This is a genomic window from Acrocarpospora corrugata (genome assembly GCF_009687845.1).
Taxonomy (GTDB): domain Bacteria; phylum Actinomycetota; class Actinomycetes; order Streptosporangiales; family Streptosporangiaceae; genus Acrocarpospora; species Acrocarpospora corrugata.
The window spans coordinates 1-26,755 of record NZ_BLAD01000078.1 but is presented as its reverse complement, the minus strand read 5'-3'; the positions used below and the strand labels follow the sequence as shown (position 1 = coordinate 26,755).

Annotated in this window: 26 protein-coding genes, 2 tRNA genes and 1 pseudogene; 9 read left to right on the top strand and 20 right to left on the bottom strand. The window is 68.3% G+C overall.

The window, feature by feature from the left end; translation table 11 throughout:
- Window positions 1-19: 19 nt before the first annotated feature.
- Window positions 20-1,345, top strand: coding sequence for an amidase (locus Acor_RS30890; RefSeq protein WP_155340296.1), 1,326 nt, complete (start codon window positions 20-22; stop codon window positions 1,343-1,345).
- Here Acor_RS30890 and Acor_RS30885 read toward each other — a convergent pair.
- The 4 genes from Acor_RS30885 to Acor_RS30870 all read right to left on the bottom strand — a co-directional run bounded on the left by Acor_RS30885 (window position 1,342) and on the right by Acor_RS30870 (window position 5,709).
- The gene (locus Acor_RS30885) at window positions 1,342-2,208 is read right to left on the bottom strand and encodes an aldehyde dehydrogenase family protein (RefSeq protein WP_155340295.1); all 867 of its coding nucleotides are present in this window, start codon (window positions 2,206-2,208) and stop codon (window positions 1,342-1,344) included. The genes Acor_RS30890 and Acor_RS30885 overlap by 4 nt on opposite strands.
- Window positions 2,208-3,644 (bottom strand): aldehyde dehydrogenase family protein, encoded by a 1,437-nt coding sequence (locus Acor_RS30880; protein WP_218034584.1) that lies wholly within the window; start codon window positions 3,642-3,644, stop codon window positions 2,208-2,210. Before Acor_RS30880 ends, Acor_RS30885 begins: the two co-directional genes overlap by 1 nt.
- On the bottom strand, window positions 3,645-4,586 hold the full coding sequence (deoC, locus tag Acor_RS30875) for a deoxyribose-phosphate aldolase (RefSeq protein ID WP_218034588.1): 942 nt from the start codon (window positions 4,584-4,586) through the stop codon (window positions 3,645-3,647).
- Window positions 4,587-4,734: 148 nt separating this feature from the next.
- A complete protein-coding gene (locus Acor_RS30870; RefSeq protein WP_155340293.1) occupies window positions 4,735-5,709 on the bottom strand; it encodes a hypothetical protein in 975 nt (324 codons plus the stop codon).
- A gap of 185 nt (window positions 5,710-5,894) precedes the next feature.
- On the opposite strand from Acor_RS30870, the gene Acor_RS30865 reads away from it, so the two are divergent.
- Together Acor_RS30865 and Acor_RS30860 are read left to right on the top strand one after the other, a co-directional pair.
- Entirely contained in the window at window positions 5,895-6,062 is a 168-nt protein-coding gene (locus Acor_RS30865; RefSeq protein WP_155340292.1) for a hypothetical protein, read from the top strand.
- 166 nt (window positions 6,063-6,228) lie between these two features.
- Window positions 6,229-9,051 (top strand): ATP-binding protein, encoded by a 2,823-nt coding sequence (locus Acor_RS30860; protein ID WP_246239361.1) that lies wholly within the window; start codon window positions 6,229-6,231, stop codon window positions 9,049-9,051.
- Between the two features lie 118 nt (window positions 9,052-9,169).
- Here Acor_RS30860 and Acor_RS30855 read toward each other — a convergent pair whose 3' ends face one another.
- From Acor_RS30855 to Acor_RS30810, 10 genes are all read right to left on the bottom strand, one after another.
- On the bottom strand, window positions 9,170-9,739 hold the full coding sequence (locus Acor_RS30855; RefSeq protein WP_155340290.1) for a TMEM165/GDT1 family protein: 570 nt from the start codon (window positions 9,737-9,739) through the stop codon (window positions 9,170-9,172).
- Between the two features lie 198 nt (window positions 9,740-9,937).
- On the bottom strand, window positions 9,938-10,978 hold the full coding sequence (locus Acor_RS30850) for a UDP-N-acetylmuramate dehydrogenase (RefSeq protein WP_155340289.1): 1,041 nt from the start codon (window positions 10,976-10,978) through the stop codon (window positions 9,938-9,940).
- 10 nt (window positions 10,979-10,988) lie between these two features.
- Window positions 10,989-12,356 carry a glycosyltransferase family 2 protein gene (locus Acor_RS30845; protein ID WP_155340288.1) on the bottom strand — a complete coding sequence of 456 codons (1,368 nt, stop codon included), beginning with the start codon at window positions 12,354-12,356 and terminating at the stop codon, window positions 10,989-10,991.
- 47 nt (window positions 12,357-12,403) lie between these two features.
- Window positions 12,404-12,832, bottom strand: coding sequence for a MaoC family dehydratase (locus tag Acor_RS30840; RefSeq protein ID WP_155340287.1), 429 nt, complete (start codon window positions 12,830-12,832; stop codon window positions 12,404-12,406).
- Window positions 12,833-12,834: 2 nt separating this feature from the next.
- Window positions 12,835-13,284, bottom strand: coding sequence for a MaoC family dehydratase N-terminal domain-containing protein (locus Acor_RS30835; protein ID WP_155340286.1), 450 nt, complete (start codon window positions 13,282-13,284; stop codon window positions 12,835-12,837).
- 359 nt (window positions 13,285-13,643) lie between these two features.
- Entirely contained in the window at window positions 13,644-13,808 is a 165-nt protein-coding gene (rpmG, locus tag Acor_RS30830) for a 50S ribosomal protein L33 (RefSeq protein ID WP_030921771.1), read from the bottom strand.
- A gap of 77 nt (window positions 13,809-13,885) precedes the next feature.
- Window positions 13,886-13,959, bottom strand: a tRNA-Met gene (locus Acor_RS30825).
- A 291-nt stretch (window positions 13,960-14,250) separates the two neighbouring features.
- Window positions 14,251-14,326, bottom strand: a tRNA-Thr gene (locus Acor_RS30820).
- A gap of 96 nt (window positions 14,327-14,422) precedes the next feature.
- Complete coding sequence (locus Acor_RS30815; RefSeq protein ID WP_155340285.1) at window positions 14,423-14,878, bottom strand: hypothetical protein; 456 nt, start codon at window positions 14,876-14,878, stop codon at window positions 14,423-14,425.
- A gap of 91 nt (window positions 14,879-14,969) precedes the next feature.
- Complete coding sequence (locus tag Acor_RS30810) at window positions 14,970-15,179, bottom strand: transposase (RefSeq protein WP_155340284.1); 210 nt, start codon at window positions 15,177-15,179, stop codon at window positions 14,970-14,972.
- Between the two features lie 113 nt (window positions 15,180-15,292).
- Between Acor_RS30810 and Acor_RS30805 the strand changes: the two genes are divergently transcribed.
- A complete protein-coding gene (locus Acor_RS30805; protein ID WP_155340283.1) occupies window positions 15,293-15,937 on the top strand; it encodes a hemerythrin domain-containing protein in 645 nt (214 codons plus the stop codon).
- A gap of 4 nt (window positions 15,938-15,941) precedes the next feature.
- On the opposite strand, the gene Acor_RS30800 is transcribed toward Acor_RS30805, so the two are convergent.
- Both Acor_RS30800 and Acor_RS30795 read right to left on the bottom strand, forming a co-directional pair.
- Window positions 15,942-19,205: an ATP-binding protein gene (locus Acor_RS30800; protein WP_155340282.1), complete on the bottom strand. Its 3,264-nt coding sequence runs from the start codon at window positions 19,203-19,205 to the stop codon at window positions 15,942-15,944.
- 22 nt (window positions 19,206-19,227) lie between these two features.
- A complete protein-coding gene (locus Acor_RS30795) occupies window positions 19,228-19,728 on the bottom strand; it encodes a C40 family peptidase (protein WP_155340281.1) in 501 nt (166 codons plus the stop codon).
- Window positions 19,729-19,785: 57 nt separating this feature from the next.
- Between Acor_RS30795 and Acor_RS30790 the strand changes: the two genes are divergently transcribed.
- The 3 genes from Acor_RS30790 (at window position 19,786) to Acor_RS30780 (ending at window position 22,435) form a co-directional block, all read left to right on the top strand.
- A complete protein-coding gene (locus Acor_RS30790) occupies window positions 19,786-20,325 on the top strand; it encodes a GrpB family protein (RefSeq protein WP_170317150.1) in 540 nt (179 codons plus the stop codon).
- 527 nt (window positions 20,326-20,852) lie between these two features.
- Window positions 20,853-21,719: an SGNH/GDSL hydrolase family protein gene (locus tag Acor_RS30785; RefSeq protein ID WP_170317149.1), complete on the top strand. Its 867-nt coding sequence runs from the start codon at window positions 20,853-20,855 to the stop codon at window positions 21,717-21,719.
- 275 nt (window positions 21,720-21,994) lie between these two features.
- Entirely contained in the window at window positions 21,995-22,435 is a 441-nt protein-coding gene (locus Acor_RS30780) for a fascin domain-containing protein (protein WP_155340278.1), read from the top strand.
- Between the two features lie 31 nt (window positions 22,436-22,466).
- On the opposite strand, the gene Acor_RS30775 is transcribed toward Acor_RS30780, so the two are convergent.
- The 3 genes and pseudogenes from Acor_RS30775 to Acor_RS30770 all read right to left on the bottom strand — a co-directional run bounded on the left by Acor_RS30775 (window position 22,467) and on the right by Acor_RS30770 (window position 23,999).
- Window positions 22,467-22,841: a hypothetical protein gene (locus tag Acor_RS30775; RefSeq protein WP_246239357.1), complete on the bottom strand. Its 375-nt coding sequence runs from the start codon at window positions 22,839-22,841 to the stop codon at window positions 22,467-22,469.
- 66 nt (window positions 22,842-22,907) lie between these two features.
- Window positions 22,908-23,060 (bottom strand): annotated as a pseudogene (locus Acor_RS46430) (TetR family transcriptional regulator); the annotation flags it as partial.
- A gap of 432 nt (window positions 23,061-23,492) precedes the next feature.
- Window positions 23,493-23,999 (bottom strand): P-loop nucleotide/nucleoside kinase family protein, encoded by a 507-nt coding sequence (locus Acor_RS30770; protein ID WP_155340276.1) that lies wholly within the window; start codon window positions 23,997-23,999, stop codon window positions 23,493-23,495.
- Window positions 24,000-24,280: 281 nt separating this feature from the next.
- On the opposite strand from Acor_RS30770, the gene Acor_RS30765 reads away from it, so the two are divergent.
- The gene (locus Acor_RS30765) at window positions 24,281-24,679 is read left to right on the top strand and encodes a YciI family protein (RefSeq protein WP_155340333.1); all 399 of its coding nucleotides are present in this window, start codon (window positions 24,281-24,283) and stop codon (window positions 24,677-24,679) included.
- The gene (locus tag Acor_RS30760) at window positions 24,676-25,317 is read left to right on the top strand and encodes a maleylpyruvate isomerase family mycothiol-dependent enzyme (RefSeq protein ID WP_155340275.1); all 642 of its coding nucleotides are present in this window, start codon (window positions 24,676-24,678) and stop codon (window positions 25,315-25,317) included. The genes Acor_RS30765 and Acor_RS30760 overlap by 4 nt, the downstream gene beginning before the upstream one ends.
- 85 nt (window positions 25,318-25,402) lie before the next feature.
- Here Acor_RS30760 and Acor_RS30755 read toward each other — a convergent pair whose 3' ends face one another.
- A complete protein-coding gene (locus Acor_RS30755; RefSeq protein WP_155340274.1) occupies window positions 25,403-26,473 on the bottom strand; it encodes a glycerophosphodiester phosphodiesterase family protein in 1,071 nt (356 codons plus the stop codon).
- Window positions 26,474-26,755 lie beyond the last annotated feature (282 nt).

Here is a 26,755-nt window from a genome sequence, read left to right as displayed (position 1 = left end):
GTGGGGTCAGACTCTGGGCATGTCGTGGGTCGGACGTACCGCCGTGGAGATCGCCGAAGCCGTGCGGACCGGGAAGACCACGGCGCCGGCGGTGGTGGCCGAGCACCTCGCCGCCATCGACGCGCGGGCCGCGACGCTCGGCGCCTTCCGTAAGGTGCGGATCGACGAGGCCGTCCGGGAGGCGCGGGCCGTCCAGGATCGGGATGATCTGGCCCGGCTGCCGCTGGCCGGCGTGCCGATCGTGGTCAAGGACAACGTCGAGGTGGCGGGCGAGGCCACCCGCAACGGCTCCGCCGCCACCCCGGCGGAGCCCGCGACCGCCGACCACCCGGTGGTGGCCCGGCTGCGGCAGGCGGGCGCGGTGGTCCTGGCCCTCTCCAACGTCCCCGAACTCAGCCTGGTCGCCTTCTCCGACAGTGTGTACGGCACCGCCCGCAACCCCTGGAACCTGGACAGGACCGCGGGCGGCTCCTCCGGCGGCAGCGCCGCGGCCGTGGCCGCCGGGCTGGTCCCGCTGGCGCTCGGCAACGACGGCCTCGGCTCACTCCGCATCCCCGGCGCCTGCTGCGGCGTCCTCGCCATCAAACCCGGCCTCGGCCTGGTCCCCCCGCCCGTGCACAACTGGTTCGAGATGGCCGAGAACGGCCCGCTGGCCACCACGGTCGCCGACACCGCCCTGGCGCTCGGCGTCATGGCCGGCGACCCCGTCACCCCGCGAGCCTTCGACCTGCGCATCGCGATCACGCCGAACCCGCTGCCGGTCGGCCTGTCCATCGACCAGGAGTTCCAGCGGGCGGTCGAGGAGGCCGGCCACACGCTCCGCGAAGCCGGCCACACCGTGGTCCCCGGCCGCCGGGTGCCCGCCATCGTGGGCGTGTCGTCGGTCGCGGTCTGGTACTCCTGCGCCGCCCTGGACGTGCGCGGCCTGGCCCACGCCAAGCTGGAACGCCGGACCAGGACGATGGCCGCCGCGGGCCGGGCGGTGCGCTCGCTGCACCTGGACGGGAGCCGCACCCGGGACCGCTGGCGGGCCAACGGCGCCGACCAGTGGTTCGGCAACGCCGACGTGCTGGTCACGCCGACGCTCGCCCAGCTGCCGCCGAAAGCGGCCCGGTGGGGCCGCCGCGGGCTGACCAGGAACACGTTGCTCAACGTCGGCTACGCCTCGGTCACCGCCGCCTGGAACCTGGCGGGGTGGCCGGCCATGACCGTGCCGTACGGCCGCCACTCCAGCGGCCTGCCCATCGGGGTCCAGCTGATCGCGCCGCCGGGCGCGGAAGCTCAGCTTCTCGGCCTGGCGGCGACGCTGGAATCAGCCCGCCCGTGGTCCCGGCACGCGCCCTAGACGCCGATCGGATGCCAGACGGTCTTGGTTTCCAGGAAGGCGGTCATCCGTGCGGTGCCGGGATCGGCCAGCCAGTCGATCTTGTCGGCAGGCGGGCGCAGCACCCGCTTGAGGTTCTCCGCCGCCAGCTCCTCGCAGGTCTTGGCCAGGTCGGGTGCGGCACCCGTGAGGTCGATGCCGTTGACGTCCATGTGGCCGGCCAGCCAGGGGGCGATCTCCTCGGACCCGCCGGTGAGGATGTTGACGACGCCGCCGGGCAGGTCGGAGGTGGCCAGGACCTCCGACAGCGTGATCGACGGCAGCGGCGCCCGCTCCGAGGCGACCACCACGCAGGTGTTCCCGGTCACGATCACGGGCGCGATGACGCTGACCAGGCCGAGCAGCGGACCCGTCGGCGGGGCCACCACGGCCACCACGCCCGTCGGCTCGGTCGAGGACAGGTTGAAGTAGGGGCCCGCGACCGGGTTGGCCGAACCCCGGATCGCGCCGATCTTGTCAGACCAGCCCGCGTACCAGACCAGCCGGTCGACGGCCGCGTCCAGCAGCTCGGCGGCCTTCTTGGCGGCGACGCCGTCGGCGGCCACCAGTTCGGCGGCGAACTGGGCGCGGCGGCTCTCCAGCATCTCGGCGATCCGGTAGATCACCTGACCCCGGTTGTACGCCGTCGCCCCCGACCACCCCCCGAACGCCTTCCGCGCCGCGACGACCGCGTCCCGCGCGTCCTTACGGGAGGCTTTGGAGGCGTTGGCCAGGAACTCACCCTTGGCGGAGGTCACGACATAGGACCTTCCACTCTCCGATCGCGGAAACGCCCCGCCGATGAACAACTTGTACGTCTTGCGAACCGACAGCCGCTCAGTCATCACAGGCTCCCATCACGCGCGTCAAGGTAAGCCTCCAGACCGTGCCGCCCGCCCTCGCGGCCGTACCCGGATTCCTTGTAGCCGCCGAACGGCGACGTCGGATCGAAGCGGTTGAAGGTGTTGGACCAGATGACCCCGGCCCGCAGCCGATCCGCCGTCCACAGCATCAGCGACGCCTTCTCCGTCCACACCCCCGCCGACAACCCGAACGGCGTGTTGTTCGCCTTCTCCACGGCCTCCGCGGGCGTACGGAACGTCAGCACCGACAGCACAGGACCGAAGATCTCCTCCCGGGCGATGCGATGCGACTGCGCCACCCCCGTGAAGATCGTCGGCGGGAACCAGAAGCCCTGCGCGGGGATGGCACAGGCCGGCGACCAGCGCTCGGCCCCCTCCTGCTCGCCCGCGTCGGACAGCTCGCGGATCTTGGCCAGCTGGGCGGCCGAGTTGATCGCCCCGATGTCGGTGTTCTTGTCGAGCGGGTCGCCCATCCGGAGCGTGCCGAGCCGCCGCTTCAGCGAGGCCAGCAGCTCACCCGCGATCGACTCCTGCACCAGCAGCCGCGACCCGGCGCAGCAGACGTGCCCCTGGTTGAAGAAGATCCCGTTGACGATGCCCTCGACCGCCTGGTCCAGCGCCGCGTCCTCGTACACGATGTTGGCGGCCTTGCCGCCCAGTTCGAGGGTCACCTTCTTGCCGGTGCCCGCCACCGAGCGCGCGATCAGGCGGCCGACCTCGGTCGAACCGGTGAACGCGACCTTGTCCACGTCCGGGTGGTTCACCACGGCCGCGCCGGTCTCGCCCGCGCCGGTGACGATGTTGACCACGCCGGGCGGCAGGTCGGCCTGCTGGCAGATCTCCGCGAACAGCAGCGCGGTCAGCGGGGTCGTCTCGGCCGGCTTCAGGACCACGGTGTTGCCGCAGGCCAGCGCTGGGGCGATCTTCCAGGCCAGCATGAGCAGCGGGAAGTTCCACGGGATGACCTGGCCGGCGACGCCGAGCGGGCGGGTGCCGTACCCGGCGTATTGGAGTTTGTCCGCCCAGCCGGCGTAGTAGAAGAAGTGGGCGGCGACCAGCGGCAGGTCCACGTCGCGGGATTCGCGGATCGGCTTGCCGTTGTCCAGGGACTCCAGCACGGCCAGTTCGCGGGCGCGTTCCTGGATGATCCTGGCGATCCTGAACAGGTATTTGGCGCGCTCCGCGCCGGGCATCGCCGACCAGGTCGTGAACGCCTTACGGGCGGCCTGCACGGCCAGGTCCACGTCGGCGGCCGAGGCGGCGGCGATCTCGGCGAGCTTCTCCTCCGAGGCCGGGTTGATCGTCTTGAACGCCGATCCCGACCCGTCCACGAACTCGCCATTGACGAACAGCCCGTAGGACGGCTTGATGTCGACGACATCGCGCGACTCGGGCGCTGGTGCGTACTCGAACATCATTTAGTCCAATGTGAAGTAGTCGGGGCCGGAGTAGCGTCCGGTGTCCTGCTTCTGGCGCTGCATCAGCAGGTCGTTGAGGACCGAGGACGCGCCCAGCCGGAACCAGTCCGGATCCAGCCAGCCGTCCCCGGCGGTCTCCTTGACCAGCACCAGCATCTTGATCGCGTCCTTGGTGGTGCGGATGCCACCGGCCGGCTTCACGCCGACCTTGCGGCCGGTGCTGTCCAGGAAGTCGCGCACCGCCTCCAGCATCACCAGGGTCACCGGCAGCGTGGCCGCCGGCTGCACCTTCCCGGTGGAGGTCTTGATGAAGTCGCCTCCCGCCAGCATGGCCAGCCAGGACGCCCGCCGCACGTTGTCGTAGGTGGCGAGCTCGCCGGTCTCCAGGATCACCTTCAGGTGCGCGTCCCCGCAGGCCGCCTTGATCGCGACGATCTCCTCGAACACCTTCAGATAGTCCCCGGCCAGGAACGCCCCCCGGTCGATGACCATGTCCACCTCGTCGGCCCCCGCCGCGACCGCGAGCTCCGTGTCGGTGACCTTCACCTCCAGCGAGGACCGCCCGCTGGGGAACGCCGTCGCGACGCTGGCCACCTTCACCCCGGAAGACCCCACCGCCCGTACGGCTTCCGCCACCAGGTCCGGATACACACAGACCGCGGCTACCCGGGGAACGTCGGGATTCGACGGATCGGGATGGACTGCTTTGGCGCACATCGCCCGGACCTTGCCCGGGGTGTCGGCGCCTTCCAGTGTGGTCAGGTCGACCATCGAGATGGCCAGGTCGATCGCCTGCCGCTTGGCGGTGGTCTTGATGGACCTGGTGCCCAGCATGGCGGCGCGGCCGTCCGCGCCCACCTTGTCGACACCGGGCAGCCCATGCAGGAACCCGCGCAGGGCCGCGTTCGACGAGGCGACATCGGAGAACCCGGAGGTCGTCAGAGTTGACACCTCCCTAGCATCGCCGACCAGGACGAACGAATCCAAACCGGCCCGTGCGTGGCGTCCCCGGCGAAGAAGGCGTCACCGCAGGTCAACCCGGGGAGAAGGGAGCAGCACGCCGATCCTGGCGGGCAATCTTTGGCACATGTCACGGGTAGGACAGCACGTACTGCCCGGCCGCCGACTCGGCGACCGCCCACATCCTGGCCGTGCCGGTCACGTTGGCGATCCCTTTCACCTCCGCCTGAACCGGAACCGGATGTCGCGTCCAGCGCCTGTTCCGCAGGTTCACCAGATTCGTCCCCTCGACCAGCCACACGCCGCCGACGCCGTCGGGCGCGGCGTGCGTGTATGGGCCGCCGGCCGGTTTCCGCACGACACGGCTCCAAGCCGTCCCGTTCCAGCGCAGCACCACGCCTTCCGACCGGGGCGCCACACCGGTGGTGTCAGGCGGAGCGAGGAGCCCCGCCACCTTGGCGACGACCGGCTGGACCGGGCTCACTGAGCCGACGGCATATGCCTCCTTCGGCGACAGCGCGACGATGTCCGTGATCTCGACCGGGCCACCGGGGGCCGCCGTGGAAGTCCACGCCGAGCCGTCCCAGTGCAGGAAATAGGTGACCCGGTCGATGCTGCTGACCGCCCACACGTCGGCCGGCCCGGTCGCGGCGTAGTCGGTGACCGGCCGGGGCGTTGTGATCTTCCGCCAGGCGCGGCCGTTCCAGCGCCACGAGACGTCCCGCATGCCGGCCTCCGTCCACTGCAACCCGGACGCCCAGGCGTCGGCCGGCCCGGTCACGACCGCCTCGGTCACATGCGCGTCCGGCACGCCGAGCGGCTGCTCCGCCCAGCTCTTCCCGGTCCGGCGCCCGGCCACGACCCCGGCCGGGCCGTCCGTGAACCGCCACACTTCGCGCCCGCGACCGGCCATCAGGTGCGGCTCGCCGTCCTCGCCCCAGAGCCGGCCGTCCCAGTGCAGTGCGGTGGCGCCCGCCCGTACCACCCAAAGATCGGCGAGCCCGGCCGCCGCGCCCTCGAGCGGGGTCGAAGGCGCCGGGCGCATGGTCCGGAAGACCTGCCACTTGGCGGCCTTCACCTGCGGAGACAGCAAGGTCAACAGCACCGAGAAGATCGTCAAAGACATCACGGAGCCCCATGCTCGCGCGTCTAAGGCGGGGATACGGCACACCCTAGGCAGTCCTAGGCCAAAGGTTCGGCCAGAGATAAGGCATCCGCCCGATGTGAGGGTGGGGGCCTTAGACCGAATCTTAAGTATGTAAGCAAACAACGAAACAAGGAGAGCCCCTAATGGGTCCCGAACTGCACTACCAGCTGATCATCAACCGGGTCGCCGAGCTTCAGGAGGAGGCCACCAGCCACCGCCGGGCGCGCGAGGCGCAGGCGTCCAGGAAGGCCCACCAGCGGAGCGCGAGCCGTCGCCTCCGCGCCGGGCTGAGCAAGTTCCGCTCCTCATGACGGCGCCAAGCATGCCCGGCCGGAACCTCCCTCCCGGCCGGGCATGCGAGATCCCCCCATAGCCATGAATCGGGTGGTTTCACCCGCAGAAAAAACAGGGCGAATAGCCCATAGAAGGCATGACATGCTGGACAACATGGTGGGTCGAGCGGTTAGCCCCGTCTTTGTGGGACGAGTTGCGGAGCTGGCGTTCCTGGCCGAAATGTTCGATCAGGCGCGGAAGCAGGCCGCCGCCGCGGTCCTGCTCGGAGGCGAGGCCGGGGTGGGCAAAACCCGCCTGCTGAGCCTTTTCGCCGAACAGGCGGAGCAGGACGGCGCACACGTGATCGTCGGGGGCTGCGTCGAACTCTCCACCGAGGGCCTGGCGTACGCGCCGTTCACCGCCGCGCTGCGGCAGCTCGTCCGCGAGATGGGCGCCGCGGAAGTGGCCGCCATGCTGCCCGAAGGAGCCGCCCGCGACCTGGCCCGGCTGCTGCCCGAATTCGGGGAGCCGAGCGGGGACACCGAGACAGAATCGGCGCGGGCCCGGCTGTTCGAGCAGATCCTCACCCTGCTGGAGCGACTGGCGGAGCGGCGGCCAGTGGTCCTCGTCATCGAGGACATCCACTGGGCCGACCGATCCAGTCGCGACCTCATCGCTTTCCTCAGCCGGAACATGCGGGCCGTTCCGCTGCTGATGGTCATGACGTACCGGTCGGACGAACTGCACCGCACCCATCCGCTCCGGCCGGTACTGGCCGAGCTGGCCAGAGTCGACGGGGTCTCCCGGATCGAGGTGCCTCGGCTGACCCTGGACGAGGTCGCCGAGCAGATGGCCGGCATTCTCGGCCGGACCCCCGAGTTCGCCCGCGTCGGCAAGGTTTTCGAGCGCACCGAGGGCGTGCCGCTGTTCGTCGAGGCGATGGTCGACTGCGACGGCGACTACTCCTTCCCCGACTCGCTGCACGACCTGATCCTCGGCTCGGTCGAACGGCTGCCCGAGGAGACCCAGCGGGTGCTGCGGATCGCCGCCGCCGGCGGGATCAGGGTCGGGCACGAGCTGCTCGCGCTGGTCAGCGGGCTCTCCGACGTGGATCTGGAGAACGCGCTCCGGCCGGCGGTGGCGGGCAACGTGATGCAGGTCGCCGACGGCGGGGCGTACGCGTTCCGGCACGCGCTGATCCGCGAAGCCGTACACGACGAGCTGTTGCCGGGAGAGCACGCGCGCATGCACGCGCGGTACGCGGAGGCGATCGACCGGGATCGGAGCCTGGTGCCGCCGGGCCGGGCCGCCATCGAGATGGCGCACCACTGGTTCTCGGCGCGGGACGATCTGTGGGCCCTGGTGTCGGCATGGGAGGCGGCCGGGAAGGCGGCCAACGCGTTCGCGTACACCGAGCAGATCCAGCTGCTGGAACGGGTGCTCACCCTGTGGGACAAGGTGCCCGACGCGGCCGAGCGGATCGGCGCCGACCACACCACCGTGATGGAACGGGCCTCCGAGGCCGCCTACGCCAGCGGCGACATCGAACGGTGCACGAAGTTCGCGAAAGGCGCGCTCAGCGAGCTGGACGAGGCCACCGCGCCCGAGCGGGTCGCCGCGCTGCTGGTCCGGCTGGTCAACTGCCGGGTCCAGAAGGGCAAGGACGGCACCCTGGAGGACCTGCGGAAAGCCGAACGGCTGGTGCCGCTGCCCAGCGAGACGCGGGCGATGGTGCTGTCCCGGCTGGGCACGCTGCTGATGCTCGGCGACCACGTGGTCGAAGGCACCGCCGTCACCCAGGAGGCGCTCCGGGTCGCCCGCGCCGTCGGGGACGAATGCCAGGAAGCCGACCTGCTCATCAACCTGGCGCTCGGCCACTCCATCTCCGGCGACCTGCACTCCACCCTGGCCGCCAACCGCCGCGCCCAGGCCATCGGCACCCGCCACAAATCCGGCCGCGTCGTGCTGCGCGCGCTGGCCAACAACGTGGACGCGCTGGAGAACCTCGGCCGATCGGAAGACGCCGTCGAACTCGCCGTCGAAGGCGAGAAACTCGCCAAGGAGTACGGCCGCTACCGCGACCAGGGCGTCTTCATCGCCAACAACCGCGCAGAAGCGCTCGAATCGCTCGGCCGCTGGGACGAGGCGCTGGCCGTCATCAAACGCGCCATGACCATGGACCCGTCGGTACGCAACCGCTGGCATCTCACCCGGACCAGGGCCGGGATCGCGCTCGCCCGCGGCGAGACGGACGCCGCCAAAGCCGACCTGGTGGAGATCGGCGCGCTCTCCGGCCGGCTGAAGGAGTGGACCCAGGAATGGACCCACAACACCCGGCTCGCCCTCAACTGGCACCTCGTCGTCGGCGACCCGCTGACCGCGCTCGAAAAGGCCGAAGCCGCCCTGATCGACCCGCCCTGGTCGCGTAAGGCCATGCTCGGCTGGCGGCTGCTGGCCCAGATCTACCGCGTCTGCGACGCCGCCGCCACCGTCGACCCCGCCCGCGCCCAGGCCCTCCGCGCCCGCGCCGACGACCTGGCCACCGCGATGAACACCGACGGCCCGGTCAGCGAGATGTTCCGGCTCGAATGCCTCGGCGACTTCATCGGCGCCGCCGAAGGCTGGCTGCACCTCAACCGCCCCTACGCCCGCGCCAAGGCCCTCTTCCACGCCGCGACCACCGCCACCAACCGCGACCTGACCACCGAGTGGCTCCGCGAGGCCAGAACCATCGCCACCGACCTCGCCGCCACCCCCTTGGTCACGCATCTCGACCTGGTGGCCCGCCGCGCCGGCATCTCGCTCACCGGCACCCCCGCCCCCGACGACACCACCCTCCTCACTCCCCGCGAACTGGAGGTCCTCCGCCTGGTCGCCGAGGGCCGCTCCAACCGCGACATCGCCACCCAACTCTCCATCTCCGCCAAAACCGCCAGCGTCCACGTCTCCAACATCATCGCCAAACTAGGCGTCTCCACCCGAGGCGAAGCCACCGCCGCCGCCCACCGCTTGGCCCTCCTGACCTAAGGCTTCCGGCACCCCTCCCCGGACGCTTTTGGCACCGCCCGCCTGACCTGAAGCTTTTGGCGCCGGTGCGGCGAGAAGCGGCACGAAGTCCATCGGCGCCGGCTAACGGCGAGGACCTCTACAGCTGCGTGATGCCTTCGGCGATGAGGATGATGCCGAAGATGGCGAAAGCCGCGGAGGCGCCGTATTTGATCCACTTTTCGGGGAGGTGGGTGCCGAGGAGGCGGCCGACGACGATGGCGAGGGCGTCGGCGGCGACCATGCCGACCGTGGAGCCGATCCAGGTGCCGAACCAGCCGTGCTGGGTGGCGAGGGTGATGGTGGCGAGCATGGTCTTGTCGCCCAGTTCGCTGAGGAAGAAGGCGACCGTCACGGCGACCAGGACTGACCTGGTCGTCTGCTGAGCTTTCCTGGCTTCGTCGGCGGTGAGTTCGTCGCCGCGCAGGGTCCAGAGCGCGAAGCCGAGGAAGGCGACTCCGGCCGCGATGGAGATGGCGGTGGGCAGCGCGTCGCCGAGGACGCCGCCGATGGCGACGCTGAGCAGATGGACGACCGTGGTGGCGATGGTGATGCCCACAAGAACCGGCAGGGTCCGGAAGCGCGTCGCGAAGGTCAGGGCCATCAGCTGGCTTTTGTCACCGAGCTCGGCCACGAAGATGACAACGAGGGAGATCCAGAACGCTTCCACGCGGGGGTTGCCCTTCCGTTCACAGCAACCGGACCGCGTTCCACACAGAGAGCATGACTTCGGTCCGGCAGCTTGATATCACTGTCGGACCGAAGGTCTCGTCCGCCACTCGGGCCCCGGGACCGGACGCGAAACGCGCCAGTATGTCGATCACCGGATTCTGGACTACTCCCCTTCGGGTGCTCCCACCCTAGCCCATCAGAGACTTACTCCCACCATGACCGGTTCGTTCACCAATGTGACCCCGAACTTCTCCCGTACGCCATCGCGAACCTCCCTGGCCAGCGCCAGCAGCTCCGCCGCACTCGCCGCCCCCGTCGGGTTGGTCAGCGCGAGCGTGTGCTTGGTGGAGATCCGTACCGGCCCGCGTTCGTACCCCTTCGGATACCCCGCGTTCTCGATCAGCCAGGCCGCCGGCACCTTGACCCGGTCCCCCGGCATGCCCCACCGCGGATACCCGGGCGCCCGCAGCTCCAGTTCGGCTGCCTCGACCGCCCCCAGAATCGGATTGGTGAAGAACGACCCCGCACTGATCGTGTCCGGATCCCCCGCGTCCAGCACCATGCCCTTCCCCCCTCGCAACCCCAGCACCGCGGCCCGCGCCGCCGCCAGCGGCACCCGAGCCCCCAGCTCAACCCCCAGCACCGAGGCCAGCTCCTGGTACGCCACCGGCCCCGACACCCCGGACTCGGCCAGATCGTAGGTAACCGTCAGCACCACATGCCGCCCGGCATCCGCTTTGAAGGCACTATCCCGATAAGCGAACCCACACGCCGCCGCGGGCAGATCCCGCGTCTCCCCCGTCACCCGGTCATACACCCGAACCGACGAGATCGTCTGCGCGACCTCCTGCCCGTACGCCCCCACATTCTGAATCGGCGTAGACCCCACCAACCCCGGAATCCCGGACAGGCACTCCACCCCGGACAGCCCTTCGGCCACGCACCGCGCGACCAGCCCGTCCCAATCCTCCCCCGCCTGTACGGTCACCCGCCCCGCCGGCCCGATCTCCACCCCCGCCGACGCGACCTTCACCACCAGCCCGGGAAACCCGCCGTCCCCCAGCACGAGATTGCTCCCGCCGCCGAGCACCAGCACGGGTTCCCCCACCCGATCAGCCTCAGCGACGAGTTCGACGAGTTCCTCCTGCGACCCCGCCGACACGAACGCCCGCGCGGGCCCACCCAGCCGCAGCGTCGTGTACGGCGCGAGCCGTACCCCTGTCAAACGATCAGACACGCCGACCAGCCTAGTCGTCCCCGGTTTCGCGCAGGCGTTTGAGCACCCGGTCGTAGGTGCGCCGAGACTCCTTGTCACGATATTCCGGATCGACGTCGTGATAGCCCCGGTGCCGCTCCTCCCGAACCGGGAGATCCTTCTCGGGGACCACGAGCTTGCCCGGCAGGTTCAGCGAGAACTCCAGGTCGGCGTGGCGGGAGAAACGCGCCCGTTCCGGGAATCCGCCGACGCCGAGCGCGGTCAGCCGCCGGACCGCGAACAGATGCCCGAGCAGCGCCTTGACCTCGCCGGGTCCGGCCTCCGCCCACTGATGTCCGTTGTTGGCGGGGATCACCCCACGCCAGCCGGCGGCGGCGACGCCGTCCGCGTCCAGGGCGTGCACCAGCGGGGTGATCGCGTCACCCTCGAAGACGGTCGAGGTCTCCAGGACGACGTGCACCTGCGCGTTGTCCAGGTGCAGCAGCTTGCTCCGCGCGGCGCCCCAACCGGCCGAGCCTTCCCGCCAGTGCGGCTTCTCGGCGACATGCCACGCTTTGACGCGATCCGGGTAGCGCTGAGCGAGTTCGTGCAGCATCGCTCCCGCGCCGTCGACATCACCCAGGTCCAGGGCCACGATCTGCGCGGACGTGTGCGCGATCAGCGACTCGACGCAGGTCCGCAGATCATCGGGCCACCCGTCCACCAGGATCCCCACCGAAACGAGCGGGCGCTCGTTCTGCTCAGCGGGCGCGCCAGAGCTCGGCTCACCGGCCTGCTCACGCCGATCGCGGTCGAGAGCCTCTTCCGCGGCCCTATGCACGGATTTTTCGTGATCGGCGATGACCTGGTCGATTCTGGAGGTGGCGCTGCTGCCGTCCCACAGCAGCTGCGACGCGACCATCGACGGCGTCCCCGCCCGAGTCAGCGCGGTCTCGATCATGCCCCCGGGCGCCGTCGGATCGTCGACGACCCCGCTCGCCTCATTCGCCACGCGCGCGGCCTCGGCATGCTGCGGCTTGAGCGCCGGACCGGCACCCTCGTGCGAACGCTCCGGCCGATCCCCCGCCCGCTCGGCGGCGACCGCCTGGTCCCGCGCCTGCTCCCACTGACGCGCCCGATCCTCGGACCCCGTCAACGCCTGCCCGGCCTTGGACCCACCCTGATCAAGTCGCGAAATATCCACCACGACCGCGGTGACAGGGATCGACTCCACCGTCGGCCAGACCTCGAACGGTGGTTTCGCGGTGAGCTCGAAGCCGCCGCCGGGCGTGTCGTGCACGATCCACCCAGCCGCCGCGATCTCGTCCCGCAAGTTGTCGGCGGACACGAAGTCACGCTCTGCGCGCGCCTGCGCCCGCCGTTCGGCCAGCTCGACAACATCACGTGAAGGTTCAGTCACCTAAATGACGCTACCCAGCCACATCCGAAACTATCGCGGGCGGCCGATCAGGACAGCTGCACCACGGCGCGCGCCTTGGACAGCACCCGGGAGTCCCCCGACCTGGCGGTCAGCGCGACCAGGACCCGCTTGTCCTCCAGCTTCTCCTCGATCACCCCGCTCACCACGAGGGTCGCCCCGTTCTCGTCATCCGGCACGACCACCATCGACGAGAACCGCACACCGTAGTCGACCACCGCGGCCGGATCCCCTGCCCAGTCGGTCACGAACCGCCCGGCCTCGGCCATGGTGAACATGCCGTGCGCGATCACATCGGGCAGCCCGACCGACGTGGCGAAACGCTCGTTCCAGTGAATCGGGTTGAAATCCCCGGACGCCCCGGCGTACATGACCAGGTTCACCCGGCGCACCGGGTATTCGACCGCCGGGATCTCCTGGCCGGCCTCGACCTCGTCATACTTGATCGTCGCAGCCATGGTTACGCCGCCCCTCCACGCTCGACAATGACGTTGTACGTCGTGCAGACCTGTTCCCCGCCCACGGTCGTGATGTCGCTCTTGACCGTCAGGAACTCGTTCCGCCCGACGCTGCGGATCTCCGAGATCGTCGACGTGCAGATCAGCTGGTCACCCGCGTAGATCGGCCGCTGGTAGCTGAATCGCTGCTCCCCGTGCACCACCATCGCGAAGTTCAGCCCGAACTCGGGGTCGGAGAGCGCCTCACCCGCCCCGGACAGGCTGAAAATGATGGGAAAGGTCGGCGGAGCCACCACATCGGGGTGCCCGGCGGCGACCGCGGCCTCCCGGTCCCGGTAGATCGGGTTCGTGTCGCCGATGGCGGCCGCGAACTCCTTGATCTTCACGCGGCTGACCTCGTAGGGAACGGACGACGCGTACGCCCGCCCAAGGAAATCGCGATTCAAAGCCATCGGGCACGTGCTCCTTCGGCGGCAAGAGACAGGAAACCGACAGTAACAGAACAAGATTCCGTTGTCTGCGCGGCCAACTCCACCGTAGCCAGTCCAGCCGGGAAACCCCGCTGCCGAACCCGCCAAGCCCATCCCGCACGCACTGTGCGGACACAACAAACCGGCGCCCCATTCCGGGTACGCCGGTTCGCGAATACACCAATGGCCGCTTAGCCTGACAAAAGGCAAAGCAAGAAGACCCATCGACCTAAAAGAACCGCCCACCTACGAACGCACCACGAAGTCGCACGTCGCTATGGAACCTCGAACTCCGCACCTTGAAAGATGCGAAAGGGAGGCGAACCAGCGGCCCTTTAGGGCTAGCGGGTCTCGCGGTGGGCCTGGTGCGTCTTGCAGTTCGGGCAGTACTTCTTCAGCTCAAGCCGATCCGGGTCGTTACGCCGGTTCTTCCGCGTGATGTAGTTGCGGTGCTTGCACTCCTGGCAGGCCAACGTGATCTTCGGCCTAACGTCTGTGGCAGCCACGTGGGAGTGCCTTTCTACGTTTGGGACTCTGGACGAACCCGGACCGGGCTCCTATGGAGGGGGACCCGGCAGGGTAGTAGCGGAGGCCGGACTTGAACCGGCGACACAACGATTATGAGCCGTTTGCTCTGCCTGACTGAGCTACTCCGCCTGGAGGCCGACGAAATTCACCGGCCACGCAAGGATACCCGACCTGCACGACAGTCACGCACATGCGCGCATCGCCAGGATCGGGCTAAGAAGCCCACGACTTTCACCGGAGCCCCCACATCACTTTCGGCAGGGAACCCCGACACCGGCAGGTGTCATCCCTTTGCCAACCGCCATCCTAACCCACCGGACCCAGAGTCAAGACACTGGCCATCTGGCCCGGATCAGGATCGCTTCCAGAAGATCAAAAGGCCATCCCGGAGTCCGGTGATGGCCTGTTCTCACTGGTAGCTGGAGCCCCCAAACGGAATCGAACCGTTGACCTTCTCCTTACCATGGAGACGCTCTGCCGACTGAGCTATAGGGGCGGCATCCGCGTCGCTCGCGCGCTGCGGACAGGTGCAACCATACACGTCCGCCCCGACGGATGTGAAATCAAATCCCGCCCTCGATCGGGATCGGGATCAGGGCGTGGCGAGGGTTCCGCTCAGGTCGGCGCCCTCCTGCTGAGCCACCGGCAAGTCCACTTCGATGTCGTATCTGGAGAAATAGGACTGGCCCTGCGCCACCTTGATCGAGCTCAGTGTCACGGTCGCGTCATAGGGCTTGTCGAGGCACTCCGGCAGGCACCAGCTGCCGCTCAGTTTGCCGGCGCCGACGGCGGTGGCCGGCCCCCAGTTCCGCCAGGTCACCTCACTGAGCGAACTGAACTCCGACACGACCAGATTTTTCGGGCTTTGGTCTGGTCTGCCCTGTTCGTCGCCGAAGAGGTTGAGGACATAGACCGGCCCGGTTTGCGGCTCTGAGGAAGGGGAGACCGAGGCGGGGGTCGCGGTCGCCGAAGGCGTACCAGATGGGGTGGAAGTGCCGCAGGAGACGGCGGCCAGGGACGCGGCGGCGAGGACGATGGACAGGCGCATACCTCGACCGTAGATGGCTTGGCCTGCGGATTCTCGGAATCAACGCAACAGTGGCGGCTACGGGACAGCAGTGATTATGGGACAGCGGCGGCTACGGGACAGCGGCCCAGCGGTCGGCGACGCGGCGGGGCAGCGGAATGACCTCACAGAGGTCGGCAAGGTCGACATGTCGGGCGACCGCCTCGACCGAAAGGCAGTCGGCGATCACCTGCCCGTTCTTTCTGACGCGCAGCACCTGGCGCCCGTCGAGAAGCGCGGGCACGATGTCGTATCCGTCCGGTCCCACCCATCGACTGTCCATAGCTCGACAAACTAGCGTCCAGCACCGTCATTTTCGGGCAATGACACACGCCACTCGCGTTTCACCAAGTCGACACTAGGTCGACGTTAAGCGGGCGGGCGCACGGTAGCTCCATGACAACCCCAGATCTCACCGGAATCCGGATCATTCACCGCGCGATGCGTGGCGACTTGCACCTTCTTGTCGCCCTCACTGAGGCGATCGCCGCAGGCCGCACCGACGTCTCACCCGCCCGTGCCCGCGCCCTCGCCGACTTCGTCGGCCAGATCAGGCACGCCATCCACCAGCATCACACCCGCGAGGACGAGATCGTCTGGCCGCTGCTCGAACGTTCGGCCGGCGCCGCCGTCGACCTCACCGACCTCTCCGACGACCACTCGGTGCTCGACCCGCTGCTCGCCGAGATGGAGTCCGCCGGGCGCGCCTTCGTCGCGAACCGGAACGCCATCGGCGCGCTGGCCGCCTCTGTTCGGAAGCTCTCCGAACTCCTCGATGAACACATTGAGGAGGAGGAACGCCGTATCTTCCCCGTCATCCAGAAATACGTCACGACCGCCGACTGGGAGCACTCCGAGAACGAGATCCGCAAGGGCGGCAGCATCAAGTTCGACCTCGGCTGGGTGGCCCACTACGCCACCCCGGCCGAACTGGCCCACCTCCGCGCCAAGGCAGGCCCGATCATCACGCTGATGATCGCCATGATCCGCCCAGGCCACCGCCGCCGACACCGGCTGATCTTCGGCTCGACAACCGCATAACGGATCACAGTCGGCGAAGCGCCTTGCGGGCCTGCTGGGCGAAATAGGGAGAACCGGCTCGGTTGGCGACTTCCACGGCGGCGGCGTGATGCGCGCGGGCGGCCGACCGGTCGCCAAGGTATTCGGCCAGTTCGCCGAGAGTATGGTCGATCGGACCCAGGGTGACGGAGCCGGTGTGCATGCCCGCGAACTCCCCGGCCAGCAGTCCCAGGTCGCGATAGCACTCCGCGGCGACCTCGCGACTGTCGAGGATCATGGCGGTTTCGGCGCGAAGGACGGCCATGAACTCCCAGTAGACCCCGCGTGCCGGCGGGGAGCCGGGCTGCCACTCGGCGTGGGCCTCGTCCAGTCGCCCGGCCGCGACCAGGGCGCGGATGTACGCCTCGTGCAACTCGTCGCCGTACAGGTGCATGACGTCCTTGATCTCCGCCACGGATTCGCCGCCGCGCCCGCGCAGGTGCCGTATCGCGAAAAGGGCGAGGGCCCCGAAAGCCGACGCGTTGACTCCGCCGGTCTCCGCGATCTGATCGGCGAGCGTCTGGCAGGCGGCCTCGGCCGCGGCGAAGTCGCCCGCCATGACCAGGTCGATCTCGTCGAGAATGGCGACGATCGCCAGCATGTGCCCGAGTTGCCCGCTGGTGGCGAGCTTGGTGGCCTGTTCGGCGTGCCAGCGCGCCTGGGCCCGGTCGCAGTCGCCCAGCGTCACCATGATCATCAGGTAGTGCCCGAGCGCCCGGTAGGCGGGCAGGCCGTGCGCCTCGGATATCTCCAGCAGCTGCCGTCCCACTTCCGCCAGTTCGGCGCGCCGGAGCGGATAGTTGACCACCCAGTACAGGCCGTTGAGTGCCATGCAGCGGAGGACGGGATCGTCGAGTTCGCGGGCGATCTCGCTCGCCTCGGCGCTCGCGACCTCGATGCCCGCCATGTCGTGCCCCTCCAGCTGGTGGCACAGTGCGACCAGCAGCCGGCCCCGGAGCGGGGGGTCCGCCAGCGGGATCGACTCCCGGATGGCGGCGATCATCTCCAGGTCCGGGATATTGGTCGGCCGGATCGTCCAGAGCAGCGGTGCGTCCAGGGAGGCCGCCACCCGCGCGACCCCCTGCGGATCACCCAGCCGCCGGGCCAGTGCCAGTGCCTCGGCCCGCGTCTTCAACGCCCTGCTGACATCACCGGCGTGCACGTGCGCCGACACCAGCCGGCACATGACGTCCAGGGTGACCGCGTGGTCCGGCTCGGTGGCCTGATCGAGGACGTCGAGCGCGTCCCGCAGCAGGCTGACCGCCTCGCGATGGGCGTAGAGGGCGGAGACCTTGGCCGCGGCCCGCAGGGCATATCCGGCCGCCCGAATCGCGGTGGCCGGAGTGGCGGCCGCGAGGGCGTGATGTCCCAGCGCGCCGACATCGCCGGGCCGTACCGATTCGAGGGCCGTGAGCACTTTCGCGTGCAGCCGGGTCCGGCGCAGACGGGGAATGTCCTCGTAAAGGGTCTCGCGGACGAGCACGTGCGCGAACCTGACCTTCCCCGGCGCGGGCTCGGTCAGCAACCCGGACAGAACACCCGCTTCCAGGCCGTCGAGCACGGTCTCCTCGTCCGAGTCCGGCATCGCGATCAGCACGTCCGCGTCGGCGTCCCGCCCCAGCACGGCCGCGTTCCGCAACGTCGTCTGCGCCGTCGCCGGCAACCGCGCCAGCCGCCGCCGGAGCACATCCCGCACCCCGGGCGGCAGCCGGTAAGCCGCGGCGGCCCCTTCCGCCCCCAACAGCCGCGCCATTTCACTGACAAAGAGCGGATTCCCGCCGGTGCGTTCCGCGATCGTGACGATCGTCGCCGGACTCACCTCGACCCCGGAACGTTCCCGGACCAGCGTCGCCACATCCGCCACGCCCAGCCCGTCCAACGTCAAATTCTCCGCCGCCTGTACGGCCAGCGCCGCCCCCGTCGCCATCAGGTCGTCACTGGCCTCCGACGGACGATGCGTGAGCAGGACCAGCACCTGGGTTTCGGCCAGCCGCGCCGCGAGATGCCGGAGCAGGTGCAGGGTCTCGTCGTCGGCCCGGTGCACGTCCTCCAGCACGATCAGCAGCGGCCCCGGCACCCCGTCCAGAAACTCGCCGACCGCCCTGGCCAGCCAGAACTGCCCCACCGGCGGCGCGTCGTCGACAAGCAGGGGCGCCAGCCGGGCGGCGACCTCCGCCGTCGGGGTGCGAACCCCGAACAACTGCCGCAACACCTCACTCCACGCCCACGCGGGCGGCACTCCGCCCAGCGTCTCCGGGCAGCGCCCGACCGCCGTGGTCCAGCCCTGCCCGGCCAGCTGCCGGGCCAGCGCCTCGGCCAGCGTGCTCTTGCCCGCGCCCGGGTCCCCGCCCAGCCAGGCGACCCGGAACCCGCCGCGCGCCAGGCCCGCCGCCGTCGTCAGCCGGGCGAGTTCGGCGGTACGTCCGACGATCTCGGGGCTGGGCAACATGACGGCCGACTTGGGCCGTACCGGCGGAGGGGTGTGCTGGAGTGTTTCGGTCTGAGCGAGGATGTCGGTTTCGAGGGTGCGCAGCGCGGGCCCCGGATCCACGCCCAGTTCGTCGGCGAGCAGCTCCCGGGTCCGCCGGATGACCGCGAGCGCCTCCCCCTGCCGCCCGGCCCGATAGTAGGAAAGCGCCAGCAACCGCACCGCGTTCTCCCGCAACGGATGCGCGGTCACATGCCGCTCCAACTCGGGTACGGCTGCCGCCTGCCCGCCCAGCGCCAGGCCCGCCTCGGCACGGTACTCGATGGCGACCAGCTTGAGTTCTTCCAGCTGGGCGGCCTCGGCGACGGCCCACTCCTCGTCGGCGAACTCCGCGTAGGCCGGGCCGGTGAACAGGCCGAGTCCCTCGTCGATTCGCTTGATCGCGGTCTCCGGGTGGCCCGCGTTCAGTTCGCGCACCGCCTCATCGATCAGCCGGGGGAAGCGCCAGGCGTCGACGGCGTCGGGGGCCAGCTGGAGGCGGTAGCCCGGGGGCGCGCTGACCAGCACGGTCGCCGGGGTGCGTGGCAATCGTCCGGGTTCGAGGGCTCTGCGCAGGTTCGAGACGTAGACCTGGAGGGCGGCGAGGGCCTTGGGCGGCGCCTGGCCCTGCCAGAGATCGTCGATGAAACGATCCGTCGAGACGATGTGCCCGGCGGCGGAGACCAGCCGTGCCACCACCGCACGTTGAAGCGAGGTTCCCAGGTCAACGGACTGCCCTGCCACCTCGGCCGTCAACTGCCCCAAAACACGTATACGCACCATGGTGGGAAAAGCATAGGTTGGGTCAGAATCGGTAGTAACCCAGGAGATCGTCGAGAATATCGACCTCGTCCACGCGGATCACGGTTCCGGTCGCGTACGCGTTGATCATCTTGCCGTCGCCGATATAGATGCCGGCGTGGTGGGTGCGTTTGCGCTTGCCAAAGAAGACGAGGTCGCCCGGGCGGGGGTCGGTGGTCCGGTGGAGGCGTTTCAGGTGGGAGTCGGTGTTTCCTGGGCCTAAAACGTCCCATCCGTACGCGATGTGGTAGACCCAGCGGGTCAGGCCGGAGCAGTCGAGGCCACGGGTCCGTTTGGCCGGGCAGGGTTTGATTTTTCCCTCGTATCCGGCGCAGGTGCCTCGGGACGGGCCCGGGCGGGGAGCGTGGCCGCCGCCCCAGGAGTAGGGGAGGGTTCCGATGATCGCGTACGCGGTGGAGACGATCCTGGTGCGTTCGTCGCCCTGGGGGGCGGCGCTGGGGATGACGAGTAACGCGACCACCCCGAGCACTCGCCAGCGCCTCACGTTCTAGGACTCTAGCCACCTTCATCCGTGGATGGGATGATATGTCCTGGAGGAAAATTGGCGGACAAGAAGCGACACGAATACGAGGTCGTCCTGACGGAGTATTCCTCCGACTGGGTAACCCTGTATAACGAAATAAGCGGAATTCTTGCCAAATCTCTCGCCGGGTGGGACATCGAGATGGAAGCGGTCGGCAGCCGCGTGGTCCCCGAACTATGGTCGAAACCGGTCCTGGACATCATGATCAAAGTCCCACCGGAGGCGCGTGACCAGGTGGATCAGGTCATCACGGGCATGGGCCTGACCCGGATGAACATCGCCGAACTGGGCGGACGGACGTTCTATCGCCGCTGGGGCCCGGACGGGAACCCCGACCTTCACATTCACGTGGTGAACGAATACCAATGGCAGCACAGCCACGAGCGAGTTTTCCGCGACCGGCTGCTGCGGAATCGCGATATGGCACTCTCGTATTCGCACATGAAAAGGCTGCTACTGGATCTGTCCGACGGCGACGCAGCCGCATACAGCCGCGCGAAGAACGAATTCATCCGCTGCCTCGACACCATCCTGAACGACCTCCCCCCAAAGCCCTGACACGCCCGGCACCGCGCCCCTTTCAGGCAGCCGCCTTCACCACCCGGGCCGCCCATCCGTCTCGGTCGCCTGGCCCCACGGCGCCTGACTCACCGCGCGCCCCGCCCGCGTAAGAATTTCCGGCCGAATGGGCCGCGCCTCCTTGGCGCCGGTGCGGCGAGGACTGTCGCCTGCGTGAACGGCGCCGGATAACGGCGAGCAGCCCGGCATCAGTCACGGAGGCAGCGGAGCCGCATGCCATGGCTAGCCAATCTGCCCATTGGTGCGTTCCTGCCATTCCACTCGAGAATGTCGAAGGTCCGATGTCTCGATGAGATTGGGCGGTACAGGAAGCACAAGTAGGCCGAAACGACTCTCATACATCCTATCTATCTCTTGACGGCCCGGATGTGTCGGCTTAATCTCACCGTGATTACGCCAGGCCCCGAACTGCCGATGAAGGCCGCCCATTCGCAAACCGGTCACCGCCGAACGAGAAGGACACCATGCACCGAAGCCCTGTCCCCAGGCTGTCGATAACCGCGCTCGTGACCGTCCTGCTCTCGGCGATCGCTCTCGTGATCACCCCGTTGGCCACCGGGACGGCCGCAGCCGCGACCTGGACCGGCACCTGGGCGGTGTCCCCCCAGACCGGGGACCGCCAGTTCAGCAACCAGACCCTGCGCCAGATCATCCGGACGAGCATCAGCGGCACCGCGATCCGCGTCCAGTTATCCAACGCTTTCGGCACCCAGCCGGTGACGTTCGCCAATGTGCACGTCGCCCGCCGTACCTCGGAATCTTCGGTGGACGTCAGCACCGACAAGGTGCTGACCTTCGGCGGCCAGGCGTCGATCACCGTCCCCGTCGGCGGCCTGGCCGCCAGCGACGAGATCGCGATGAACGTCGCCGCAGAGTCCGACCTGGCCGTCAGCGTGCATCTGCCCTCGGCCACCGGCCGGGCCACGTATCACCAGATGAGCTCACAAAGTAACTATGTCGCCCCCGGCAATGTCAGCGGCAGCGCCAACCTGACCGGCGTCCAGGAGTTCGGAAACTACTTCTTCCTGGCCAACCTGGACGTCGTCAACGCCAGCGCGACGGGCGCGGTGGTCACCTTCGGAGCGTCCATCGTCGATGGCGTCGGCTCCTCCTTCATCGCCAACCGGCGCTGGCCGAACCGCCTGGCCACCCGCCTGAACGCCTCCGGCCGTACCATCGACGTGATCAACCAGGGCATCAGCGGCAACCGCCTCCTCGCCGACGGAGCCGGGCAGAGCGCCGGAAACCGGTTCGAACGCGATGTCCTCAACCAGCCCGGCGTCCGCTGGGTGGTCTTCGCCGACAACCCGATCAACGACCTCACCTCCAGCAACCCGCCGCCCACCGCCCACCGCCCACCGCCAGCCAGCTGATCACCGCCACCCAGAGCCTGATCAACCGAGCGCACGCCCGCGGCATCTCCTTCATCTGTGCCACCCTGACCCCCTTCCAGGGCGCAGGCGGCTGGTCCCAAACGGTCGAAACCCAGCGTGTCGGCTACAACAACTGGGCCCGTGGCACCGGCAGCGGCTGCGACTCCTTCGTCGACTTCGACGCCGCCACCCGCGACCCCGCCAACCCGCAACGCCTACTCCCCGCGTACGACCCGGGCGACCACCTGCACCCCAACGACGCCGGCCTCCAGGCCATGGCGAACGCGGTCAACCTCACCTGGTTCGGCGCCCCCGGCAACCCCGGCCCAACCGGGACAAGCCTCCGCTCCCGCGCCAACAACCTCTTCGTCAGCGTGACCGCCAACTCCACCCTGATCGCCAACAAGTCCACGGTCACGACGACCGGACTCTTCGACCGCATCGACCTCGGCAACGGCAACATCGCCCTGCGCTCGAAGGCCAACAACCTCTACGTCGCCGCCGAAGCGGCCGGCTCCCAGCCGCTCATCGCGAACCGCACCGCGGCCGGCCCGTGGGAAACCTTCCAGGTCATCAACAACCCCAACGGCACGATCAGCCTGCGCGCCCAAGCCAACAGCCGCTACGTCTGCGCCGACGGCGGCGGCGCCCAGCCACTGATCGCCAACCGCACCGCCATCGGCCCCTGGGAACAGTTCGACCTGATCACCGGCTAGCCGTTTCTCTGCGGTCGGCGGCCTGGTCGCATCACGCGGCCAGGCCGCCGACACTCTTCTGCGCATACGACCACAAAACCCCGACGACATCGGTACGCCTCCGCCGCCCAGTCAGCACATCGATCCGATACCCGCCCTCCAGCGCGACGAAATTCCCCGCCAACACCCGCGCCGACTCCTCGAACTCGAAATGCCGCTGCGCCCGCCCCAGCACGAGCACTCCCTGATAAATGGCGACCTGCCGCTCCACCAAACTGCTCTCCAGCGCCGCCGCATGCGGATCCCGCAAACTACGCGGCCCATACTCCACCAACAACCTGGCCAGCAGATCCCCCGGCCCGCGCGGGACTCCTGCGTCAATACAAACCCGCAACCGCTCCCGCGCATCCTCAACCCGCTCAACCACCTCTTCCCGCCCTCGGCAATATCTCTCCACCCCGTGCCGATAAACCTCCCCCATCAACTCACCAAGATCCCCGTAATAGTAAAGAACCGCCGCCGAAGTAACCCCCGCCTCCGCCGCGACATCCCGCAACCGCAACCCTTCCAACCCCCGCCTCCCCAATGCCCGCAAAGCCGCCTCCCCCAACTCGGCCCGCCGCCTCTCCTGATCCCCCCGCCGCATCAACCCTCCCCCGACAAATCGTACGCCCAGGTCACGGGCATAGTGGTGGCGACTCCGCAGCCCTCGATACCATCACGCAATGCCAACAAGACCGACAGACAGCTGGCACGAGCATCACCATGCGGCATTCCTGGCCGCCACCGAACAAGTACTCACATCCTTCGTCGGTCGAATCGGCAACTTCACCGATCCGACCGACAAAGAGATATTCGCGGCGGTAAGACACGTGGTCGAAGCGCTGAACTCGGTGAATGAATCCCAGTTCGACAGTGACTATGACACGATAGACCGCGAGGAACTCTGCGATTACCTCGATGCCGCATTGACCGAAGCCGGAATCGACGTCGACGCCCTGGCAGCCCGACACGGCATCGACCGGTCGGAATCACTGGCGAGTGGCGCGACTGGTGACCTCTTAGTTCTGGAAGACGCTCATCTCGCGCCCTGCACGATCGTGTGTTCTCCCTCACCGTGCGGCTCTTCGAAGCCCGCCAGGTATTTCTCCAGCACGCTCTCGGACACCGTGACGCCGTTCGGGCCGCCCAACTCATTCCGGACCGCGAGTCGCCGACGCAGTGTTTCCGGGTCGGCCTTCAGGTAGACGAGCTCCCAGCGATACCCGTAGCTCTCGATCAAGGACTTGTACCGTTCGCGTGTCGCGCGCTGCCAAAAGCTGTAGTCCAGAACCACCCGCCGACCGGCTCGCATCAAACGCATCAGTTCCTGCCGCAGCTCTTCCTCGGCATCGGCCTGGTACTGCTCGTACACCTGTGGATCGAATTCCGCGCCGTCGCGTCCGTACCGCGCCCAGATCGCCTCATCGATCGACAGCCGTACATAGCCCTGCTCTTCCCGCGCCCGAGCATGAGTCGTCTTACCCGAACCCGCGACGCCGCACATCATCACCACGGTCCGTTCGGTTTCGGCCCGCGCGATCATCTCTCGGCCTTTGGAGCCGCGGCTGGGTAATCGCCTGTGCGTGCAGACTTCCATAGCAATGTGCGCACCTAGTTCTACTTCGCTGACGTGAGCAGGTGAGTCAGGTGGTCAGCCCGATGATGCGTCGTCGCCGAAGCAGACAGTGGGTACGCACGCCGGGGCATCCGTCCTGAGAAGATAAATCCTCGCGGCGAATGTCGAGACCGGGCCCTGCGCTCCGACCCCGCTTGGAGGCGCCCGCCCCGGGCGCCGAACGAACGTGAGGAGCCGCCGTGAAGTACATGGTGTTGATCTACGCCAACCCGCGGAACTGGGCGCATCCCATGCACTTGGAAGCCCCTGAGGCGCTGGCGATGTCGGAACGGGAACGCGACGAACTGACGGCACAGTCCGACGAACTGATGGGCGAGCTCTTCGAGGTCGGCGAACTGATCGGAGGCGAAGCGCTGACCGCCCCCGCGAACACCCGGACCGTCCGGGTACGCGACGGTGTCCCGGCCACCACGGACGGGCCGTTCATCGAGGCGAAGGAACACCTCGCCGGGTATTTCCTGCTCGATTGCGTGAGCATGGAGCGCGCGACGGAGATCGCGGCGCTCCTTCCCGACGCCCGGTTCGGCACTGTGGAGGTCCGCCCGCTCTTGGGCTCGTCCGATTCCGATGAGGAGCAGGGCCGATGAGCAAGAATGTGCCTGATGAACTCCCTTTCTGGATCCGGGCCGAATGGCTCAGCCTGGCCGATTTCCTCGACGGCCTGGACGACCATGAGTGGCAAGTCGCCTCCCTCTGCCCCGGCTGGACAGTCCACGATGTGGTCGCTCACCTGACCACGTCCACCCGTACCACGCTTCTGATGACCATCAAGGACGCCATCCGGGCGCGCGGCGACTTCCACCGGATGACCGCCGACCAGGCACGCGAACGCGCGGCCAGCTTCGGTCCCGCCGAGCTCATCGCCCAACTCCGCGAGTCGGCCGACTCGACAAACCGCTCCCCCGGCTCCGGCCCGTGGGACCCGCTCATCGACCTGCTGGCACACGGGCAGGACATCGCACGACCACTCGGTCTCGTACGCGAAATGCCGGGCGACGCGGCGATCGCGACACTCGACCATGTCCGCAATCGCCGCTTCTACGGCGGCCCGAAACGCTTCCGCGGCACCAAACTGATCGCCACCGACGTGAACTGGTCCGCAGGCGAGGGCCCAGACGAGGTCCGCGGACCAGTGGCTGACCTGCTACTACTGGCAACCGGCCGACCCGCGGCACTCGCCGCCTTGTCCGGTTCGGGCACCAAACGGATCGCAGCCACGCTTTAACAGCTCCCAGTCGAATCGGGAGCTCTTTGGTTCAGGATTAAGGCCCGCGCAGACGGGGCTCGCCTGCGCGGGCGGCAGGTCACTATCAGCGGCGAGGACCCTGGTACCGCTTCGGCAGCTTGTAGCCCCTGCCGGCGAGCACCCCGCGCAGGCGGTCGGGATAGTCCGTGATGAGACCGTCGATTCCGTCGTCGATCAGCTTGTTCATGGTGGGCTCGTCATCGACTGTCCACGGGATCACCTTGAGGCCGAGGCGGTGTGCCTCATCGACCATCGTCTTGGTCACGTAGGGGCGGTAGCCGGGGTCGGTCACCTTTCCGTTCTGGGGGAACCCATGGACGGGCGAGAACGCGCTGGCACCGAAGGACTTGACGGCCTTGAGCGGGTCGCCGCCGAAGTCGTCGATGTCGATTCCGCCCAGCCAGGGTGACGCGCCGGGCTGACCGGTCTGGAGGAAGTCGTAGTTGGTGAGAGCCACGAGCGGCAACCGCGGCTCGACCTGGCGCATGCGCATGAGCGACCCCCAGTCGAAGCTCTGTATGGTCACCTGCTCATGCATCCGGGCGCGGCGGATCTCCTGCACGGCGACCTGGACGAACTGCTCACGTGGTGCGGTCTCCGCCGGGGCTCCCGCCTCCACCTTGGTCTCGATGTTCAGCATGACGTCGCGCGCGTGGAAGCGTTTGACCAGGTCGAACACCTCGCTCAGCAGCGGCATCCTGGCGCCGGGAGCGGGCCGCTGCCCGGGGAAGTCCGGCAGGGTGGTGGACCCGCAATCCAGCATCCTGACCTGGGCGAAGGTGAGCGTGTTCACATATTTGCCAACATAGGGATATTCGAGGTCGTTCGGGGCGGCCGGGCCGGTGTCCTGGCACTTGCGGCCGTCCACCCTGCGGTCGTGAGTGACGACGGCCTTGCCGTCCTCGGTGATCTGGATGTCGAGTTCGAGCGTGCTGACGCCGACACGCAGGCCATTGGCAAAGGAGTCGAGAGTGCTCTCCACCACGAGGCCGAGCCCGCCCCGATGGGCCTGAACGTCAAAGCTCTTACGGTGATGTTTCCCGAAGAATCCAGGATCGGCGAGGGCCGGACCCGAGAGGGCCAGCACGGCCACTCCGGCGAGCAGGGCAACCGAGGTGGTACGGAGTAAGGTCATGACGCCTTCCGGTTTTCGCCCCCGCGCCGGCATCAGCGGCACCGGGGGATGACGGACAAAAACGGCCGCATGTCAGCACCCGGTGACCCGCACAAGGCCGGGATGGATGCAGCCTTGACGCCAACCTGTCAATGATCCGTGACTCCCAAGGAAACGCTCAGCGAAGGCGGGACCACCTTCTCGCTCACGTATTCCCATTTCAGGTCCGGCATGGTCCGCTGCCCACAGCCCTTCCACCCGCAGCGTCATTGCCCGCGCCCTGCCCCCGCCCTGCCCCCGCCC

Coding starts and splice junctions, on each gene's coding strand:
- Acor_RS30890 (WP_155340296.1), top strand. CDS start 20: ATGTCGTGGGTCGGACGTACCGCCGTGGAGATCGCCGAAGCCGTGCGG.
- Acor_RS30885 (WP_155340295.1), bottom strand. CDS start 2,208: ATGACTGAGCGGCTGTCGGTTCGCAAGACGTACAAGTTGTTCATCGGC.
- Acor_RS30880 (WP_218034584.1), bottom strand. CDS start 3,644: ATGATGTTCGAGTACGCACCAGCGCCCGAGTCGCGCGATGTCGTCGAC.
- Acor_RS30865 (WP_155340292.1), top strand. CDS start 5,895: ATGGGTCCCGAACTGCACTACCAGCTGATCATCAACCGGGTCGCCGAG.
- Acor_RS30840 (WP_155340287.1), bottom strand. CDS start 12,832: ATGGCTGCGACGATCAAGTATGACGAGGTCGAGGCCGGCCAGGAGATC.
- Acor_RS30835 (WP_155340286.1), bottom strand. CDS start 13,284: ATGGCTTTGAATCGCGATTTCCTTGGGCGGGCGTACGCGTCGTCCGTT.
- Acor_RS30815 (WP_155340285.1), bottom strand. CDS start 14,878: ATGCGCCTGTCCATCGTCCTCGCCGCCGCGTCCCTGGCCGCCGTCTCC.
- Acor_RS30810 (WP_155340284.1), bottom strand. CDS start 15,179: ATGGACAGTCGATGGGTGGGACCGGACGGATACGACATCGTGCCCGCG.
- Acor_RS30805 (WP_155340283.1), top strand. CDS start 15,293: ATGACAACCCCAGATCTCACCGGAATCCGGATCATTCACCGCGCGATG.
- Acor_RS30800 (WP_155340282.1), bottom strand. CDS start 19,205: ATGGTGCGTATACGTGTTTTGGGGCAGTTGACGGCCGAGGTGGCAGGG.
- Acor_RS30780 (WP_155340278.1), top strand. CDS start 21,995: ATGGCGAACGCGGTCAACCTCACCTGGTTCGGCGCCCCCGGCAACCCC.
- Acor_RS30770 (WP_155340276.1), bottom strand. CDS start 23,999: ATGATCGCGCGGGCCGAAACCGAACGGACCGTGGTGATGATGTGCGGC.
- Acor_RS30765 (WP_155340333.1), top strand. CDS start 24,281: ATGGTGTTGATCTACGCCAACCCGCGGAACTGGGCGCATCCCATGCAC.
- Acor_RS30760 (WP_155340275.1), top strand. CDS start 24,676: ATGAGCAAGAATGTGCCTGATGAACTCCCTTTCTGGATCCGGGCCGAA.
- Acor_RS30755 (WP_155340274.1), bottom strand. CDS start 26,473: ATGACCTTACTCCGTACCACCTCGGTTGCCCTGCTCGCCGGAGTGGCC.